The following is a 17,415-nucleotide window of genomic DNA, read 5'->3' on the forward strand; positions in this document are numbered from 1 at the left end:
TCCGGACATATGAGCTTGTCACTAAGCTGTAATTCTTTGTCAGTTCAGCTTTATAGAGAAACCATTTCTGGTCGATCATACGGCTAACGTTCGTCAAAAAAATCTTTATTGCGAATATACTTACTCATCAGATGATAGGAAAACGGGCGGATCAACCAACTGAGCAATGAGCGACCAAACCTGAGAAAGGTGGGTGTATTTTCATAGATTCGGCCATTATAAAGCCACAGCAGTTTGCCGACATGCCAGTAAAGGAACGGAAATGGTGGTAAAAAGGTTACAATATCGATATCACAGCAGATACGATATGTCTTATGAGCGAGGGTATAATTCTGGTAAAAGCCCCAGCTTCCGACCGCCGGTTGACCGAAGGTCACAACCCGTTTGATACTTTTCGGTGTCCTGCGTTCCAGATAATCAGCCACGACACAAGCCAGAGCACCCCCGGATGAATGTCCGGTCAGCGCAACCCGCTTTCCCTGCTGAATTAGAGGTAATAAAGTTGTTTCCAGCCGCACCAGTACACTGACACCGAGTTTATCCTCATTCCGGCTTGGCTGGCTTTCCTGCTGGAGTAAATAGTGCAGGCCGGCATGGATAGAATAGGGAAGTCCCAAAGGACGGCAATTTTTCATCCACACTGCCAGATTCAGAATCCAGTCACTCACAGAGTGAGAGCCTTTAAAGACAACCACCACTTCATCCTGTTTTTTGCTCCAGAGTACCCGAATCATAATTTTACCGTTTCTATCCCGGATAATTCGCTGTCCATTGGGATCGAAACCATAACGTGTATGCCTGAAGACTCGCGGATAGGCGAGTTTACAGAGTACGGCATAACGTTCGTACTGATATCGTTTGAGTGGTTTCAAGCAGGTGACTATATATGACTGAGACTATCTTGGCATTGTCGGAGATAAATATGAAATTTTGATGAAGGAACCTCGGGTTACAGCATGCCACTCATACGTCATCTTTGTTGACTCTGTTTAGGAATATGTCATGCCCAACTGGATCTCGTCCCTGATGCACGGGAATATTTCCCCTTTTCATCATGCCTCATCTTCTGCTGACCCGGCCTCGCATGCAGGGAAACCGGGAATTAGTGCCAAAGTAAATTCGGCTTCCCGGAATCAGATTGATCAGATTGAGGGTAAAATGGCTCAGATTACCGATCTGAAACAGCAGCTTTCGCTATTGATGACCAAGCGGAGTCTGCATTCACCCGATAGAATGATTCAAATGTTGTCGTCTCAGGCACATGAGCTGCACACCAAAACGCATTATCAGACGGAAAATATAGATACAATTCTGAAGCAGATGAAAAAAGGCAAGCTGGATACGCATAAAGCCGGTCCTCACCATGAGCTGGAGCAAAAGCTGGATATATTGCTACATGACTGGGAATCGTTAAAAGACGAATATAAAAGTTATTCCGGTAGTAATCATCCCGCTGCGCCTTCTCAGACTCAGCCGGGTCAGCTCAGTCCATTGCGACACTTTTTTGAATAGCTGCAATGGCTCAGCCTCAGCTCTGCTTTGTGGTGTTTTGTCCTTTTTATGGGAAAAGATTTGTGGGAAAAGGCAGAAAATATATAACTTTCTGATGATAAGGTCTGGGCACTTCTGCTATGGTTCTGTTTTCATTAAAAATCAGAGCTAAACCAACATGAATGCATTCTTAATTGGCGGAACCAGTAGCGGAAGCGGCAAGACAACCCTGACTTTAGGTTTACTTCGGGCATTTTGTCGCAGAGGTGCTTCCGTGCAGCCGTTCAAAGTTGGTCCGGACTATATTGATACTGCATGGCACTCCAGAGTTTCGGGAACAATATCCAGAAATCTGGATGAATTTATGTTACCGAAAGAAACGCTATTCAATACCTTTTATCAACGTGTTTCACAGGTTGATGTTGCGATTATCGAAGGTGTCATGGGGTTATATGACGGTTATGGCACGGATCCGCATTATTGCAGTAGTGCCGGGATGGCCAGACAACTGTCTTGCCCGGTGATTCTGGTTATTGACGGAAAGGCAGTATCAACATCCGCAGCAGCGACAGTTCTGGGATTTCAGCAGTTTGATCCGACCCTGAATATTGCCGGAGTCATTCTGAATCAGGTGAACTCGGACAGCCATTTTGAACTGTTAAAAGAGGCTATTGAACGTTATACCCATATTCCGGTTATCGGACGTCTGCCCAAGATCAAAGAGATTGAGTTACCCTCCCGGCATCTGGGGCTGGTTACCGCCCATGAACAGGCCGCTTATGATGAAACCTGGGACCAGTTAGCCGACCAGATCGAGCAACACATTGATTTGGATTTATTGCTTCAGGTGTCGGTGCTGCCGCCGGTCCCGAAAGTTAGTGACACTTTGTCTGTGGCGCTTGAAGGACAGGGCAAAGGGCTGACTCTTGCGCTGGCTTATGATGAAGCATTTAATTTTTACTATCAGGATAATCTTGATCTGCTTGAAGCCAGTGGTCTTCGTATTGTTCGTTTTAGTCCTCTGCAGGATCGGGTTCTTCCGGACGCTGATCTGATCTATATCGGTGGTGGATTCCCTGAATTATATGCAGAGCAACTCTCAGCCAATCAGCCAATGCTGGATGCATTGAAGCAGGCTCATGAACAGGGTGTTGCTATCTATGCTGAGTGTGGCGGTTTGATGTATTTAGGAGAAAGTCTGACCGATCAATCAGGGCAGCAGTACCGGATGAGTGGTATCTTTCAGGGGCATAGCAGCATGACAAAATCGCTGAAGAGATTCGGCTATTGTCAGGTTTCAGCGGATCAGGATGTATTGATTGCCGGTAAAGGTGATGTGATTCGGGGGCACGAGTTTCACTATTCAGAATTTACCACTGCACTTGAACCGGTTTTTACCTGCACAAAAGAGCGGGATGGCGTAATTTTACAGCGCTGGCAGGGAGGATATCAGGTCGGTAACACCCTTGCGAGTTATCTGCATGTTCACTTCGGACAGAATCCTGCATTGCTACTGAACTGGCTACAGCGTGGACAGAATCGCGGATGAGTCTGTTTATATATTGCTGTGCCTTTGTTCTTGATCTGATACTCGGAGATCCGCCGCACTGGCCTCATCCGATTCGATGGATTGGGACGGCTATCTCCCGGACGGAAAAAGTCATTCGCCGACTGAGTCGTGATGAGCGCTGGCTTTATACCGGTGGTGCTGTGCTATGGATTGTGATTGTAGCAATGAGCTGGGGAGTAACCTGGCTGATTGTGGAAACAGCCAGTACTGTTCACCTCTGGCTGGGGGAAATAATCACCTTGTGGCTGGCTTATACGATATTTGCCGGTCGTTGTCTGGCTGATTGTGCCAACGTGGTATATCAGGCTCAGGGGCTGGGGAATATTGAAGAAAGCCGTTTACAGTTATCTTATATTGTCGGGCGGGATACCCGGAGTCTTGATGATACTCAGATCTCCCGGGCTGTCGTTGAAACTGTCGCAGAGAATGCCGTTGATGGTGTCATTGCACCGATGTTCTATCTGTTTCTTGGAGGTGTTCCACTGGCGATGGCATATAAGGCTATCAATACGTTGGATTCGATGGTCGGCTATAAAAATGAAAAATACCGGGCACTGGGTTATGTTTCTGCCAGGATGGATGACTTAGCCAACTGGTTACCGGCCCGTCTGAGCTGGGTGCTCTTCTCTCTGGCGGCCCTATTGTTACGTTATGACGCGAAGTCTGCTTTAACCATCGGCTGGCGGGATCGTTATCAACATAAAAGTCCCAACTGTGCGTGGCCGGAAGCCTCTGTGGCCGGAGCTCTGGGGATACAACTGGGAGGGCCGAATGATTATTTTGGTCAACGGGTGGAAAAGCCCTGGATTGGTGACAATAAACGTCCGCTTGAACGGGATGATATCCAGCGCACGATCCGGCTGATGTATCTTGCGTCGATACTGGCACTATTTGTTTACTCCGGTGTATGCTTAATGATAGGTATATGCTGAACCATGGTTGTGTGCCAGTGCATATCGATTTATCCGGAAAGAGGAACATGATGATGCAAGTTCATGAATGTGTATCTTTTTTATTGGTAGAAGATGAGCAGGTACTACTGGAAAAACGTTCGAAGTTTAAAGAGTGCGATCCTGAGATTATCGCTATTCCTGGTGGTCATATTGAACAGGGTGAGTCTCAGCAGGAAGCTCTGTTGCGCGAGATTCAGGAAGAACTGGGAGTGATCCCGAAAAGCTATAGCTATTTGTGTTCTCTTTATCATCCGACGACTGAACTACAACTGCTGCATTATTATGTCGTAAGCAAGTGGGATGGGGATATCTCATCTTTTGAGGCTGATGAAGTCTTTTGGTGTGAATTATCGGAAGCTCAGGTCGATACACTGGCAGACAAAGTTGCTATGTCTGAATACCATCGTTTAAAAGGTAACCCGGCACTACAATTCTGACAGGTATGCTGATCAGTCACTTTCTTTACCTATCTCCTGAGTAGATAAAAAAACGGAAACCAAGGTTTCCGTTTTGGTGTCGGTAATTGCTTACAGGCTGGCGAGGATAGTTTCAGCTTTGCTGACTTCAAATGATTTCGGTTCTTCAATGTTTAATTGAGTGACAACACCGTCGTCAATGATCATTGCATAACGCTGAGAGCGGATGCCGCCGAATTTATCGGTATCCATTTCCAGTCCAAGTGCTTTGGTGAAACTTGCATCACCGTCAGCCAGCATCATTATTTCCGAAGCATTCTGGGCTTCACCCCATGCTTTCATCACAAATGCATCGTTCACCGAAACACACGCGATGATATCGATTCCTTTTGCTTTTAACTGATCGGCCAGAACAACATAGCCGGGCAGGTGAGCTTCAGAACAGGTTGGCGTAAATGCGCCGGGAACGGCAAATAAAACCGCTTTTTTACCGGCAAAGAGTTCGCTGATCTGGTGATTTACCATACCATCTTTTGTGAGCTGACTTAACGTTGCGGCAGGGAGTTTCTGACCTTGTTCGATCATTATGCATTCCTTTTTATTTAGATGAGAACCTCAATGAGTCTAGCCTGAAATCGAATGAATAAAAACATAAAAATATTAGGGAATTAGTAGCCGGAGAGAAAACAAACGTACAGGAGTTACGCCAAAGAGCGGCAATGGAATCATCTGGTGGAGTGGTGGTAGAAAATAAAACCCACATCAATGTGGGCTTTATGATATTCAGGTGTTATTTTTTACCCTGAGTCTGAAGCTTGTCCTGCTCGGTTAAATCTTTAATCCGACGGCTCATTTCCCGACGTTCTTTTGAGATTTCAGCACTCTTGATGATATGGTCATCAACCCGGTCTTCGTAGTCTGATTTCATGTTTTTCACAATGGCGACAAACTCGTCATGTGTCATGTCGGGTTTGATGTAATCCAGCAGGTTCTCAAGCAAGTCAACCCGTTTACGGTTGTCACGAACCTTCTTCTCATTATCAATTAATTCCCGTTTTAGTTTATTTTTACGGCGTGCTAGCGAGACAATTTCAAATACGCTGCTCATCGGTTTCTTTCCTATTGTTTTATCAAATGGGTATATCAGGAATTAAATCATATCCCTCGTCTCCGGAACAGCCCTGAGATCAATCAAAAGTCGGTTTATCCTCTGAATTCTGCCCGAGTGGGTTCCACATAGGTCTCATCGGGCGTTCCCTGTTTAACATGATTTATTTTCTTGGTCAGTCACTATATGATAATGACATTCCTATTATCACTCATCAAAAGACATGTCATTATCAGAGATTATTGTTCCACAAATTTCTGTGGTACCAACTGAAGATCAGCGTCAGGATAAGCTTAGAAAAGCATATATCGCATCGAGAAAAGCGTGTAGTCTCACGGATATAGAACTAAATCGGTCACGGGTACTTGTGATTGATGAACATGGTCGTGTTGTTAAATGTGCTTTTGCTGTTGAACATTGAATTGTACCGGATCCGGTAGAAGATAGATTTGAGGAAAGTGTGATGAAGTATGAACTCAGTGAGCATGAAGCTCGGATTATCGGAAGTTTAATTGAAAAATCGGTTACAACACCGGATTACTATCCGCTGAGTCTCAATAGTCTGATGACTGCCTGTAATCAGAAAAGTAACCGGGAGCCGGTGATGAACCTGTCCGAATCTCAGGTTCTTGAAGTGGTTGAAAATTTGATCTCCCGGCGGTTGGTCAGTGATGAAAGTGGTTTCAACAGCCGAACCAGTAAATATCAACACCGTTTTTGCAATACAGAGTTTGGTGATTTGCAACTGACAGAACAGGAACTCGGGATCATTTGCTGTCTGATGTTGCGTGGTCCGCAAACTCCGGGGGAATTGCGGACCAGAACCAATCGCCTGTGTACTCTGCAGGATGTAAAGGCCGCGGAGAATGTGCTGGAAGTGTTGATTGAAAAAGAATTGGTTGCCAAACTGCCACGTGAGCCCGGTAAACGGGAGATCCGCTACCGGCAGACATTTACGTCTTACGAAGCGAGTGAATATACTGAAGATTCAGTAGTTGGTATGTCAGCACAACCGGATCGACTCGAAGCTCTGGAACAGGAAGTTGAAGAGTTAAAACAAGAAGTACAGTTACTGAAAGCACAGTTGGATGAATTACGTTCTTCCCTTTGACGGTATCAAATGACCTTCGAACATCAGGCTGAGTGGTGGATCTATTTTGTCAGAACACCACAGAATGCACTCTATTGTGGTATTACGACAGATATAACACGACGCTTCCGGCAACATCAGTGTGGGCAGGGAGCTAAAGCGCTACGGGGAAAGTCTCCGCTACAGCTTGTCTGGAGTCATCCGGTCGGGACTCATCGGGAAGCTTTGCAGATGGAAGCCCGGGTGAAACGTCTTTCTAAAGTCCGGAAAGAAAAAATAGTGATCAAAAATTTATTACCGTCGCAAATTTTTGATCACTAAAGTGAATAACCGTCAGGAACGTTCATTTTGTACTAATCTTAGTCTTGATCACTTATGAGATAAGATGGGTATAAAAATGAAGAATGATCGATTTATTACAGTGGTATGTTGTTCTTTGATGATGTCTCCTGTTTATGCCGCTTCATGGGCTCCGGATGCCAGAGGTAACGCGATGGGAAATACGGGGGTAACAACCGCAGATTTCCTGCTGGCCCCTTTTTATAATCCTGCATTAACAGCTGTCTATCGTAATGAAGATGATTTCGGGCTTTTGCTTCCGTCTGTTAATTTAAACGTCCGGGATGAAGACGATACGGTCTCTCTGACTGACGATCTGCAAGACACAATCTCTCAGTTTGAAGCAGCAGGTGTTGGCAGTGTTGACAGCACGACAATTGCAAAACTGGATCACTATCTGGATGAACTTTCTGATAATCAGTCTCTGGGTGCATCGGGAGGACTCGGTGCGGCTGTCGCTATACCTCTTCAGACAGTCTCGTTAAATATTTATACCCGTGGATTTGTTGAGCTGATTGCTGATCCGAATATTGCTGCCAGCACGGGCAGCTCTGCATCTGCAGTTCAGAGTCGTTATCAGTCATCCAGTGTCGATCTGATCGCTTTTGGATATACCGAGTTTGGTGTTGCTCTTGCCCGAAAATACGAAATTCAGCAGCAGTTGTTCTCTTTCGGAATCACTCCCAAATATCAATGGATGAGAACATATAAACAGGTTGTATCGGTTAAGGATTTTGATCTGGATGACTATGATAAAAGCGAAGTCAAAGATGACGCATTCAATCTGGATCTTGGCGCTGTCTGGCTAAAAGATGCGTATCGGGTTGGTGTCAGTATTAAAGATTTGTTTAGTCAGTCTGTGGAAACCTATGATGGTTTGAACAGCTACAAGCTGGATACTCAGGTCACGGTGTCTGCCGGTTATGTCGGGGAATTTTTAAGCGCCGCCGTGGATGTGGACATGACGAAGCAGGAGCGTTTTACCGGTAAAAATGATGACACACAATTTATCCGGTTCGGCATTGAGGGAAATGCATGGGGATGGGGGCAGCTCAGAGCCGGGTATGAAATCGATATGAAAAATACATTGGATGACTCCGTTACCGTAGGTATCGGACTTAGTCCTGGAGATGTCGTCAGTATTGATATTGCCGGAAGCTATGCTGGTGAAAATCAATTTGGCGGTTCAGCAAATCTTGCTTTTACCTTTTAAGTTAACTGTACAGAGGGAGATGTTACTGCTCCCTCTGCTAGTTTACCTGAAACATATTTAATCACTGAGAGAATTATGATGAGATTTTCCGGACTTATTCTGACAGCATGCTTTCTGATTTATCACTCGACAGCCTATGCACTGAGTGGTTATTGGCATTACAACGAATTTCTTGAAGAGCACCCGAATCAGAAATTATTGACTCAATCTCTGGCGAATGCGGTTCGTTTAGCTCCGAAATCGCTACAGGTTTCGCAGGATCACCCGGTCAAAATATCGGTTATTTATCCGGGACAGCAAGTGTCTGACTACTGGCGTCGCAATATCAAAGCTTTTGAGCTGCGTTTGAATGAACTTGGGGTTAAATACGAAATTCATCAGGTTTTTACCCGGCCTAATCTGGATGCCCGTCAACAAAGTTTGTCGTTAATGGAAGCTTTAAAAAGTAAACCTGATTATTTAATTTTTACTCTGGATACAACCAGACACAGAAAATTCATTGAACACGTATTAAGAGGTGCGGAGACCAAACTGATTCTGCAGAATATCACGACACCAGTGAAAGACTGGGCTCATCGGCAGCCGTGGATGTATATTGGTTTTGATCATGAAATCGGTACTGGTCTGCTGGCTGACTATTTTAAGAAAATACTGAAGCCTCATTCTCCCTATTCTGTACTTTATTTTTCTCAGGGTTATGTGAGTGAAGCAAGAGGAGATACTTTTATTCAGTCGATGGATAAGTATCAGTTGGTATCATCGTTTTATACACAGGCAAATCAGGAAAGTGCTTATAAGATCACCCTTGAGAATATCAGAGAACATCCGGAGATTAAGTTGTTATATACCTGCTCGACAGATGTCGCTCTGGGCGCAGTCAAAGCATTGAAAGAGTTGGGAAGAGAGGATATTCAGATCAATGGCTGGGGTGGTGGTTCTGCTGAGCTGGATGCTTTGCAGAAACATGATTTGGATGTGACAGTTATGCGAATGAATGATGATACGGGCGTTGCAATGGCTGAAGCGGTTAAGTGGGATCTTGAAGGCAAAGAAGTACCAACGGTTTATTCCGGGGACTTTGAAGTCGTTTCCAGTCAGGATAATGCGGCTAAAATTGAAACGCTGAAAAAGCGTGCATTCCGATACTCTGATCGATAATGATATAGAAAGAGATTATCGCCATGAACGTCAGGCCGAGCTCCATCAGACAAAAACAGAAGATAGCGACCTATTTCACCCGGGCTATAACTATCATTATTGGAATTTTGACATTTGGTGTGTTGTTTCAGAGTTACCAAATCAGTAGCCAGTTGATTACTCAGGAAGTTCAGCGGACTGCAAGCCAGACCTCGGGACTGGTTCAGGGAACAGTTGATTTTCGTCTCTCTTTGCTCAAAATCCATCAGGATGGCAGCGCTACCAATGCTGATTTATTACATGCGGTAAACTTAGGAAAGGCACAATATATTGATCAGTACTTTCGCTCAGTCGATCAGCTTGATCCAGATAATACGCCGGATGTTCGTTTTATTTCCGGGCTGAATCATATCCTGTGGGATGACGGTAATGCCCAGTTTTATGGGGTCGTTTCGAATGAACTGGAATCAGTATCTCATCGTATTTCTGTGAATAATTCATGGATGATGGTGAAAATTCCGTCTTTACTGGACACTGTCTATGCACTGGCAAGGCGAACCCCTTTGGTGAGTAATCAGAGCGGTGAGCTGATTGGTTATTTCTATGTATTGTTTGTTATCAACAATAACTACAATCTTATTGAACATATTCGCGCTCGTAGTAATTCCCAGAACTTAGTATTAGCCATTGGATCAAATGTACTTTCGTCAACATTAAATGGAGAAGAGTCGTATTCAGTACAGGATGTACTCTTCTATCCTGAGCATTCTGATCAGCTTGAATCTTATACTGTAAATAAAACAGAGCTGCATGTTGATGAAAATCTGACACAACTGGTAGTTTATGCCGTTCAGGACAATCAGAATGTCTTTAAACTAAAACGTAATTTTTACTATGGCGTTGTTTTTATCCTGATTGCTACGATTTTATTGTCTCTCATTTTGTGGCGCTGGTTGCACAAAAGGATCCGTTCTGAAATTGAAAAACTGGTGCAGTTTACTCATTCGATTGCTGATCGGGGCGTTGAACATGTTTTTCATGGCTCAAAGATTGAAGAGTTTGATCTGTTTGGCCGGGCTCTTGAGCATACCTTCAAGCGATTGTCAGAACAGGAAAAGCAGTTTGAGAATTTGTTCAACTTCTCTATTTCTCCTACTATTTTGTGGGGAGCCGATGGACGTTTATTACGGATGAATCCAGCGGCGGTTAAGCAATTTTCAAAGGAAAATCAGGTATCAACTTTTTATGAACTGAAAGAGTTGTTATTACCAAATATTAAAAAAGCATCCAGCGGAGAAACATTGAATGAAGTTGCCACGGAGCTGGAAGGACGAATTTTTCGCTGGACGATTTCCCCAATTGTGGCTGAAAGCCGGATTGAGTCAGTTCTGACTCAGGGACAGGATGTAACAACGATTGCTGAAGCGGAGAAACAGAGTAATCTTGCCAGAAGCGAAGCAGAGAGAGCTGCTGGTGCCAGAGCTGATTTTCTGGCCCGGATGAGTCATGAGGTCAGAACACCGCTGAATGGTATTCTGGGGGTTGCACAGTTATTGAAAGAAAGTGCTGTAGATGAGAAACAGCGTGAACAGGTTGGGGTGCTTAGTCTATGCAGCGAACATCTGCTTGCGGTTCTGAATGATATTCTTGATTTTTCTAAGATTGAGCAGAACAAATTTCAGATGAATCCGGTCCATTTCCACCTGATAGAGACTGTCCGGGTTATTGAACGGATTTATCGCCCGTTATGTCAGGAGAAATCAGTTGAACTGGATGTCATGACCAATATTAAAGATGATATTGTGGTTGTAATTGACCAAATTCGTCTGAATCAAATTATATTTAACCTGCTGAATAATGCTGTCAAATTTACCCGTGAAGGCGAAATTTGTGTGTTGCTGAATCTGAATACGACAGAAGAGGGGACACAATTTCAGGTCTCTGTATCTGATACCGGCATTGGTATCGAACATGACGATCTTCTGTTGATTTTCGAGCCTTTTATTCAGGGAGAAACAACATCCAGTCGTGAGTATGGTGGTAGTGGTTTGGGATTATCCATCGTTAAAAATCTGGTGGAGTTGATGGGTGGAAAAGTGTCGGCAACGTCTCAGGTTGGAAAAGGCAGCTGTTTTGAATTCACGATTCCGATAGAGATCGAGCAGCAGCGTTCCAAACATGAGCATGAGTATGTTGAACATGGGCGTTCAGCAGTGCTGTTTGAACAGTCTCCTCATGCGCTATTAGTGGAAGATAATAAAACTAACGCTTATATTGCCAAGGCATTTTGTGATCGTTTTGGCCTTCGTGTTACATGGGTTGAAGATGGGAAAGTCGCTGTTGAGACAGTTAAAAAAACCGGCTTTGATTTAATTTTAATGGATAACCAGTTACCAGGTATGGATGGCATTGAAGTCACAGATTTTATCAAGCATCAACTGAAACTGGATACACCCGTGTATGCGTGTACGGCGGATGATACTGAAGAGACGAAGAATGCCTTTCTACAGGCCGGTGCGGAATATATACTGGTGAAGCCGATTCGTGAGGAGAATTTACACCAAGCTCTGGCTCATTTCAGAGATCACCACTGGGATCCATCCGACACAAAGGTTCTTCAGTCACAACAATAACATGATAGCGATGCCGGTTCCTACGGACAGGAAACCGGCAAGTTCTTAGTATTCGTAACGAACGCCGAGAATGGTTCGGGGACCCCAAATCCCGTTGTTTTCGAATCCCATATTTAAAGAAAGTTGATCCGATGAATGGAAACGTGCTCCGAAGCCGATGACTGAATGATCATCAAGTTTTCCCAGTTTGCCATAAACCTCTAATTGTTCTCCAATCCAGAGCCGGCCTCCAATATTAAGTTCCACTAAGGTGTCGGAATCACCACCCTGATCATCTGTGCGTTTGATTTGATGCAGCAATATTGCTCCGAAAGCATCGGCGAACTGTGTTAAAGGCCCATTGAAACCAATGCCTCCTGCGATGTCCCAGTCATCTTCCATTTGCGTGTCGATATGCCCGAGAACGTGAAAGTTATCAGTGACATTCATGCTGAGTTCTGAACCGACAGACTCTGGGCCTCCACCGACCCGGACTTCCAGATAGTTGTAATTGAAATTTGCAGCTTGCGCCAATGGCGCAAAAATAAATGCGAGACCAGTAATGGTCAGACTTAAAGCCTGTTTTAGCATAAAACGTCCTATCGGTTCGATTCCCTTTCTACATAGAGAAGTATAATATATTGATTTTTAATTTAAACGATTAGTACAGATATTCAAGTGTTACCTATCAGGTGGTAACTATTCTTTGACTGAATCCAAACTCCTGATAGTCATGCTGGTTTATATATATATGTGTGGAGCGCTCGGTTATGAAATCTTCATTGAAAGCACTGATGGTTCAGGGAACCACATCTGATGCAGGAAAAAGTGTCCTCGTTGCCGGGTTGTGCCGGGTACTTCATCGACGGGGGATTCGGGTTGCTCCTTTTAAACCACAGAATATGGCATTGAATAGTGCAGTGACGGCTGATGGTGGAGAAATTGGCCGGGCACAGGCTGTTCAGGCGTTTGCTGCCGGTATTGAACCGTCAGTTCATATGAATCCTGTTCTGCTTAAGCCCAATTCTGATACCGGAGCTCAAATCATTCTGCAGGGAAAAGCGGTCACCAATATGGAAGCAGATTGTTACCACGATTATAAAAAGACAGCATTTCACGTTGTGATGGACTCATTTCAGCATCTGAGTGAAACATACGACAGTATTATGATTGAGGGTGCAGGTAGCCCGGCAGAAATTAATCTGCGGGAAAATGATATCGCGAACATGGGCTTTGCTGAAGCTGCTGACACGCCTGTAATTATTGTTGCTGATATTGACCGTGGTGGAGTCTTTGCTCATCTCTACGGAACGCTGGCACTGCTTTCTGAGTCAGAACAGGCGCGGGTGATCGGTTTTGTGATTAATCGTTTCCGGGGAGATATTCGCATACTTCAGCCCGGTCTCGACTGGCTGGAGGAAAAAACGCAGAAACCAGTAATTGGTGTGTTGCCTTATTTGCATGGACTGGACATTGAGGCCGAAGATGCTATTACAGCAACGGAAGTTCGCGATGGGGACGAGAAGCTTAAAGTCGTTGTACCGGTATTGTCACGTATCAGTAATCATACGGACTTTGATGTGTTGCGTCATCACCCTGAAATTTCGTTCCGCTATGTCAAAAAAGGGGAGAAGCTGACCAACGCCGATCTCATTATTCTTCCCGGAAGCAAGTCTACCCGGGCTGATCTCGAGTTTTTACGGGCACAAGGCTGGGATAAGGACATCATGCGACATTTGCGCTATGGCGGTAAAGTCATGGGTATTTGTGGCGGTTATCAAATGCTCGGACAAACTGTTCGCGATCCACTAGGTGTGGAAGGTGTGCCGGGTGTCAGTCTGGGGTTAGGTTTGCTGGATATCGATACAGAACTGCAGACTCAAAAACATCTGACCAATGTCAACGGAACGATGAGTCTGACCGATGATGTTGTAGTAAAAGGCTATGAGATCCATGCCGGAGACTCTTATCGATGTGACGGGAGCACTGATAAGGCGTTGATTCGGTTGCAGGATGGCCGGGAAGATGGCTTGGTAAACGCGTCGAATCAGGTTCTCGGCACTTATCTGCATGGCATCTTTGATCAGACAGAAGCGATGCAATGCCTGTGTCGCTGGGCTGGTAGTGAAGAAATCCAGACACTGGATCATGTGCGGATTAAAGAAGAAGCTTTAGATCGGGTTGCTGACGCGATTGAAGAACACCTTGATTTGACCTTGTTGTGGCCAGAGTTATCTGAAGATATTGCAGTATGAGTTATGAGTAAAAAGCTCAGGCCTGAATATTCAGTAGGGAACCGATCATATCCTGATCTCTTTGAATCACATTGGCTCCGATACGATTGTATTGGGTTGCCTGATTAAGTTTCAGTAAGGCATCGACTTGAGTTTGATCCGGTTTTTTTTCGGCAACATCTTTTGGTTGCTGTGGTGTATTATTTTGCTGAGCCTGAGGAGCAAGTGAAGGATCAATGGCACGTTGGCTTTCCTGCATTTGCTGTTCGGGACGGTCGTATGCCGCACGGTTTATCTCACGACTCGCCTCGTCACTCATTTGAGTAACGTGATTGATCATTTGATAACCGGACTGAAGTGCAGATACAGACATAAAAACTCCTTTGGTCGTGTTCATATTATAGCCAAAATACGACTCAGGTACATCCTTTCTTCAAATTTAAAACAGACTGGCAATGGCATCCAGCTCTTCGTGAGTCAACAGCGGTGAATTTCCAGGAGAGAGATTCTCATCGATTTCCCCCTGAAGACTACGCAATTGCGATGGCGTCAGCAATTTGAGCTGGGCTTTCAGTGATTCAAACTGGCGGTTTGATAATCTGGGTTCTGACATTGAGAAATGACGGTCGTTGTGACTGTGCTGTGTTTGCATATCGGTATTCTCCGTTTTTCTGTACGACCAGGATTAAGATACTTTTGTGTTATACAACTGACTAACTAATGCATGTCTTACTCAACAGACGGAAACATTGTAATGATTCTTAGTGTTTCTTTTGTCCATAAAATGTCAGGCAGTGGAAAGGGAAATGTGTAAAAACTGTTAATTATTGATGAGGTGAGAGTTATCCTTCTGTCACTGTCAGGGGATAACTCCAATACAGATCTTACGAAGTTGGGGGTATTTGCGGTTCACTCCGGGCGACAAATTTACTGGCGAGGGAATGCAATTCAGGAAGAATCCGATGGATCAGGTGGAGTTGTTGCAGAACCAGACGTACGGAGCCTTTGTCCTCTTCCCGCCATTCTGCCAGTTGTTTTTCCAGCCCGGTACTTTCTATATGGCTGGTGTCACAGCAATTGTGGTGATGTTCCAGTTGCTCATGCAGCAGTTGAAAATGCTGGTGAATAACACGGTGTCCGTCAAGAACCAGCCGGTGGATTGATTCATCGTCCAGTCGGGTCCGGTGTGCTCCGATTGCCGAGATATAACTGAGCAGGGCATGGTTCAGAGTCAGAAAGCGGAAACTTTCTTCTTCCGCTTTTCGGTACTTACCCGGTTCGGACAGCATGTTATTGATTGCTGTTGTCAGTGCGGCATCCTGATCATGGGCATCCCGTCTGGCAATTCTGTAACTGAGACTGTCTTTCTTGCCGATGCGGTATTGGACAATAATCTGGTCCAGATAATTTTTATTACTCCGGATTGCTTCAGCCATCACTTTGTGAAGCCTTTTGGCGTGCCAGTCGGGCAAAATAAAAGAGACTGCCAGCACCGCCAGTCCACAGCCGATCAGTGTGTCCATAAGACGTGGCAGTACAACCGCGTATCCCGCTCCCATCTGATTGAAACAAAACAGGACTAAGACGGTAATAAATCCGGTCGCGTAGCCGTAATTATTATTGCGGAATGCGAAAAACATTACCCCGGAAATCACAATCATAGTTGTCTGGCTTGCTTGTGACGGGAATAAGGTGAGTAGTAAAACACCGATAAACAGCCCCGAGATAGTTCCGATAACCCGTAATGTGATTCTTTGCCGGGTTGCTGAGAAATTGGGCTGGCAGACAAATAGTGTTGTCAGAAGTATCCAGTATCCCAGTTCCAGATTAAAACTCTGCAAAATGGCATATCCGGTTGTCAGTGCGACAGACATTCTGATTGCATGGCGAAATAATAGTGAATCCCGGCTAAAGTTACTCCATATGCGTTGCCACATGCTTTTCAGCCCATGAGGATTGGTGTCGGAAAGTTGGTTCTCATCGAACTGATGGCTTTCAGGCTGACCAATATTGTTCAACTGCTTTTCGATTGTCGAAAGATTGTTAAACAGATAATTGAGTTGTGCAAATAGTGGTTTCCATTCCGGACGGGAGTGTTCACTCAGATAGTGCATGGATAAGTGAAGTTCATCCAGAGCCAGTGCCGATGTATTCGGGTGCTGATATTCACAATTCTCTTTGATACAGCGGGCGACTTCCCTACATGCCTTTGCCTGTGTTTCCAGCAAATGTTTGAAGCGAAAAAGGATATCACTGCGGTCAAAATGCTCTGCGAGTTCCTGATACCGGTAATGGGTTGAGCTAATCCGTTCATGAATATCCTGAGCTAAAAAGTAAGTATTCAGGAAATTGTGACTGGTTGTGTGAATCTGGCCTTTCTTACTGTAAGACAGCAATGTCGCTTTACAGTGGTTCAGAGCGGTAACAATCTGAGCATTGAAGTTAGCTTCACGAATACGGTGTGGCTGGATCTGAACATGAGATACGGGATAAAACAGTTCGCTTTTCAGGTCAAAGTAATCTGCGATATTCAGAAAGACTAAGGCAAGGTTGTGCTGAACCGGACGGTTTGGAAATAAAACCAGCCAGATTACGGAGACCAGATAATACCAGAGTGCGCCTGCAAGCAGTAACGTCGGCTGAAACCAGAAATCGGGGCTCTGCCGGGCACCAATCATGGTGTAGACTGCTATCAGCAATGACCCGAATGCAATACTGGCATAGCGGGAACTGATAGCACCAAGCATAATAAAGCCAAAAGTTGACAGTGACAGACCGATTGCGAACAGGAGCGGATAATCAAACAGAATTTCAATCGAGAACGTTGCAATAGCAAAGCAGATAAGGGCAAGGCCGATAGTCTTGAGCCTTCCGGTGATACTATCATCCTGTTCAGTCAGTGCTGCGGCAATAATTCCCAGAATCAGCGGAGTAACCCAGATCGACAGCTGATAATGCCAGGTTGGGATGACTACACCCAACAGTGCGATCAGAATTAAGACAGAATAATGGAACGTTTTATTCGCCCAATAACCACGAATCTGACTGAGAAATTTCACTGGATTTCAACCATTTCATTCATGTTGTATCACTTTAGCGAATGATACCAGAACTCTTCTGAGATATGTTGATCTTTTGCATGTCCAGGTGACCTGAGCCGCAGCTCCGGTTGATTCAATTTTTTGCATTGAGAGGCTGAGGAAAATAACGAGCTGTTGACGTATGGTTGTATCAAAGTGTGATATTTGTTCC

At 44.8% G+C, this 17,415-nt stretch carries 17 protein-coding genes; 10 read left to right on the forward strand and 7 right to left on the reverse strand.

Translation table 11 applies throughout. The annotated features are described in order from the left end of the window. Nucleotides 1–83: 83 nt before the first annotated feature. Nucleotides 84–872 carry a lipase family protein gene (locus tag OCU74_RS18325; protein WP_087480925.1) on the reverse strand — a complete coding sequence of 263 codons (789 nt, stop codon included), beginning with the start codon at nucleotides 870–872 and terminating at the stop codon, nucleotides 84–86. Nucleotides 873–1,002: 130 nt separating this feature from the next. On the opposite strand from OCU74_RS18325, the gene OCU74_RS18330 reads away from it, so the two are divergent. The 4 genes from OCU74_RS18330 (at nucleotide 1,003) to OCU74_RS18345 (ending at nucleotide 4,451) form a co-directional block, all read left to right on the forward strand. Continuing rightward, entirely contained in the window at nucleotides 1,003–1,512 is a 510-nt protein-coding gene (locus OCU74_RS18330) for a hypothetical protein (protein ID WP_087480924.1), read from the forward strand. A gap of 157 nt (nucleotides 1,513–1,669) precedes the next feature. Beyond that, nucleotides 1,670–3,040 carry a cobyrinate a,c-diamide synthase gene (locus tag OCU74_RS18335; RefSeq protein WP_087480923.1) on the forward strand — a complete coding sequence of 457 codons (1,371 nt, stop codon included), beginning with the start codon at nucleotides 1,670–1,672 and terminating at the stop codon, nucleotides 3,038–3,040. Then, the gene (gene cbiB, locus OCU74_RS18340) at nucleotides 3,037–3,993 is read left to right on the forward strand and encodes an adenosylcobinamide-phosphate synthase CbiB (protein ID WP_087480922.1); all 957 of its coding nucleotides are present in this window, start codon (nucleotides 3,037–3,039) and stop codon (nucleotides 3,991–3,993) included. Before OCU74_RS18335 ends, cbiB begins: the two co-directional genes overlap by 4 nt. Before the next feature lie 53 nt (nucleotides 3,994–4,046). Then, the gene (locus OCU74_RS18345) at nucleotides 4,047–4,451 is read left to right on the forward strand and encodes an NUDIX hydrolase (protein ID WP_200807726.1); all 405 of its coding nucleotides are present in this window, start codon (nucleotides 4,047–4,049) and stop codon (nucleotides 4,449–4,451) included. 90 nt (nucleotides 4,452–4,541) lie between these two features. On the opposite strand, the gene OCU74_RS18350 is transcribed toward OCU74_RS18345, so the two are convergent. Both OCU74_RS18350 and OCU74_RS18355 read right to left on the reverse strand, forming a co-directional pair. Continuing rightward, nucleotides 4,542–5,015 (reverse strand): peroxiredoxin, encoded by a 474-nt coding sequence (locus tag OCU74_RS18350; RefSeq protein WP_087480921.1) that lies wholly within the window; start codon nucleotides 5,013–5,015, stop codon nucleotides 4,542–4,544. A gap of 205 nt (nucleotides 5,016–5,220) precedes the next feature. Then, nucleotides 5,221–5,538, reverse strand: a complete 318-nt coding sequence (locus tag OCU74_RS18355) for a DUF496 family protein (RefSeq protein ID WP_087480920.1) — start codon at nucleotides 5,536–5,538, stop codon at nucleotides 5,221–5,223. A gap of 463 nt (nucleotides 5,539–6,001) precedes the next feature. On the opposite strand from OCU74_RS18355, the gene OCU74_RS18360 reads away from it, so the two are divergent. The 5 genes from OCU74_RS18360 (at nucleotide 6,002) to OCU74_RS18380 (ending at nucleotide 11,950) form a co-directional block, all read left to right on the forward strand. Then, on the forward strand, nucleotides 6,002–6,649 hold the full coding sequence (locus OCU74_RS18360) for a YceH family protein (protein ID WP_087480918.1): 648 nt from the start codon (nucleotides 6,002–6,004) through the stop codon (nucleotides 6,647–6,649). Between the two features lie 9 nt (nucleotides 6,650–6,658). Further along, nucleotides 6,659–6,949, forward strand: coding sequence for a GIY-YIG nuclease family protein (locus tag OCU74_RS18365; protein ID WP_087480917.1), 291 nt, complete (start codon nucleotides 6,659–6,661; stop codon nucleotides 6,947–6,949). 64 nt (nucleotides 6,950–7,013) lie between these two features. After that, nucleotides 7,014–8,180, forward strand: coding sequence for a conjugal transfer protein TraF (gene traF / locus OCU74_RS18370; RefSeq protein WP_390623666.1), 1,167 nt, complete (start codon nucleotides 7,014–7,016; stop codon nucleotides 8,178–8,180). Nucleotides 8,181–8,255: 75 nt separating this feature from the next. After that, entirely contained in the window at nucleotides 8,256–9,338 is a 1,083-nt protein-coding gene (locus tag OCU74_RS18375; RefSeq protein WP_087480916.1) for an autoinducer 2-binding periplasmic protein LuxP, read from the forward strand. 23 nt (nucleotides 9,339–9,361) lie between these two features. Next, on the forward strand, nucleotides 9,362–11,950 hold the full coding sequence (locus tag OCU74_RS18380; protein ID WP_087480915.1) for a LuxQ periplasmic sensor domain-containing protein: 2,589 nt from the start codon (nucleotides 9,362–9,364) through the stop codon (nucleotides 11,948–11,950). Nucleotides 11,951–11,995: 45 nt separating this feature from the next. Here OCU74_RS18380 and OCU74_RS18385 read toward each other — a convergent pair whose 3' ends face one another. Continuing rightward, a complete protein-coding gene (locus OCU74_RS18385; RefSeq protein WP_087480914.1) occupies nucleotides 11,996–12,520 on the reverse strand; it encodes a hypothetical protein in 525 nt (174 codons plus the stop codon). Nucleotides 12,521–12,699: 179 nt separating this feature from the next. On the opposite strand from OCU74_RS18385, the gene OCU74_RS18390 reads away from it, so the two are divergent. After that, nucleotides 12,700–14,184, forward strand: a complete 1,485-nt coding sequence (locus OCU74_RS18390; protein WP_087480913.1) for a cobyric acid synthase — start codon at nucleotides 12,700–12,702, stop codon at nucleotides 14,182–14,184. A 16-nt stretch (nucleotides 14,185–14,200) separates the two neighbouring features. Here the strand turns inward: OCU74_RS18390 and OCU74_RS18395 are convergent, their stop codons facing one another. From OCU74_RS18395 to yccS, 3 genes are all read right to left on the reverse strand, one after another. Next, a complete protein-coding gene (locus OCU74_RS18395) occupies nucleotides 14,201–14,536 on the reverse strand; it encodes a hypothetical protein (RefSeq protein WP_087480912.1) in 336 nt (111 codons plus the stop codon). Nucleotides 14,537–14,602: 66 nt separating this feature from the next. Next, nucleotides 14,603–14,815, reverse strand: coding sequence for a hypothetical protein (locus OCU74_RS18400; protein ID WP_143693186.1), 213 nt, complete (start codon nucleotides 14,813–14,815; stop codon nucleotides 14,603–14,605). 232 nt (nucleotides 14,816–15,047) lie between these two features. Continuing rightward, nucleotides 15,048–17,222, reverse strand: a complete 2,175-nt coding sequence (yccS, locus tag OCU74_RS18405; RefSeq protein WP_087480911.1) for a YccS family putative transporter — start codon at nucleotides 17,220–17,222, stop codon at nucleotides 15,048–15,050. Between the last annotated feature and the right edge of the window lie 193 nt (nucleotides 17,223–17,415).

Source organism: Vibrio mangrovi (assembly GCF_024346955.1).
Taxonomy (GTDB): domain Bacteria; phylum Pseudomonadota; class Gammaproteobacteria; order Enterobacterales; family Vibrionaceae; genus Vibrio; species Vibrio mangrovi.

Coding starts and splice junctions, on each gene's coding strand:
- cbiB (WP_087480922.1), top strand. CDS start 3,037: ATGAGTCTGTTTATATATTGCTGTGCCTTTGTTCTTGATCTGATACTC.
- OCU74_RS18365 (WP_087480917.1), top strand. CDS start 6,659: ATGACCTTCGAACATCAGGCTGAGTGGTGGATCTATTTTGTCAGAACA.
- OCU74_RS18375 (WP_087480916.1), top strand. CDS start 8,256: ATGATGAGATTTTCCGGACTTATTCTGACAGCATGCTTTCTGATTTAT.
- OCU74_RS18385 (WP_087480914.1), bottom strand. CDS start 12,520: ATGCTAAAACAGGCTTTAAGTCTGACCATTACTGGTCTCGCATTTATT.
- OCU74_RS18395 (WP_087480912.1), bottom strand. CDS start 14,536: ATGTCTGTATCTGCACTTCAGTCCGGTTATCAAATGATCAATCACGTT.
- OCU74_RS18390 (WP_087480913.1), top strand. CDS start 12,700: ATGAAATCTTCATTGAAAGCACTGATGGTTCAGGGAACCACATCTGAT.
- OCU74_RS18355 (WP_087480920.1), bottom strand. CDS start 5,538: ATGAGCAGCGTATTTGAAATTGTCTCGCTAGCACGCCGTAAAAATAAA.
- OCU74_RS18400 (WP_143693186.1), bottom strand. CDS start 14,815: ATGCAAACACAGCACAGTCACAACGACCGTCATTTCTCAATGTCAGAA.
- OCU74_RS18360 (WP_087480918.1), top strand. CDS start 6,002: ATGAAGTATGAACTCAGTGAGCATGAAGCTCGGATTATCGGAAGTTTA.
- OCU74_RS18380 (WP_087480915.1), top strand. CDS start 9,362: ATGAACGTCAGGCCGAGCTCCATCAGACAAAAACAGAAGATAGCGACC.
- OCU74_RS18335 (WP_087480923.1), top strand. CDS start 1,670: ATGAATGCATTCTTAATTGGCGGAACCAGTAGCGGAAGCGGCAAGACA.
- OCU74_RS18345 (WP_200807726.1), top strand. CDS start 4,047: ATGCAAGTTCATGAATGTGTATCTTTTTTATTGGTAGAAGATGAGCAG.
- OCU74_RS18350 (WP_087480921.1), bottom strand. CDS start 5,015: ATGATCGAACAAGGTCAGAAACTCCCTGCCGCAACGTTAAGTCAGCTC.
- traF (WP_390623666.1), top strand. CDS start 7,014: ATGGGTATAAAAATGAAGAATGATCGATTTATTACAGTGGTATGTTGT.
- OCU74_RS18330 (WP_087480924.1), top strand. CDS start 1,003: ATGCCCAACTGGATCTCGTCCCTGATGCACGGGAATATTTCCCCTTTT.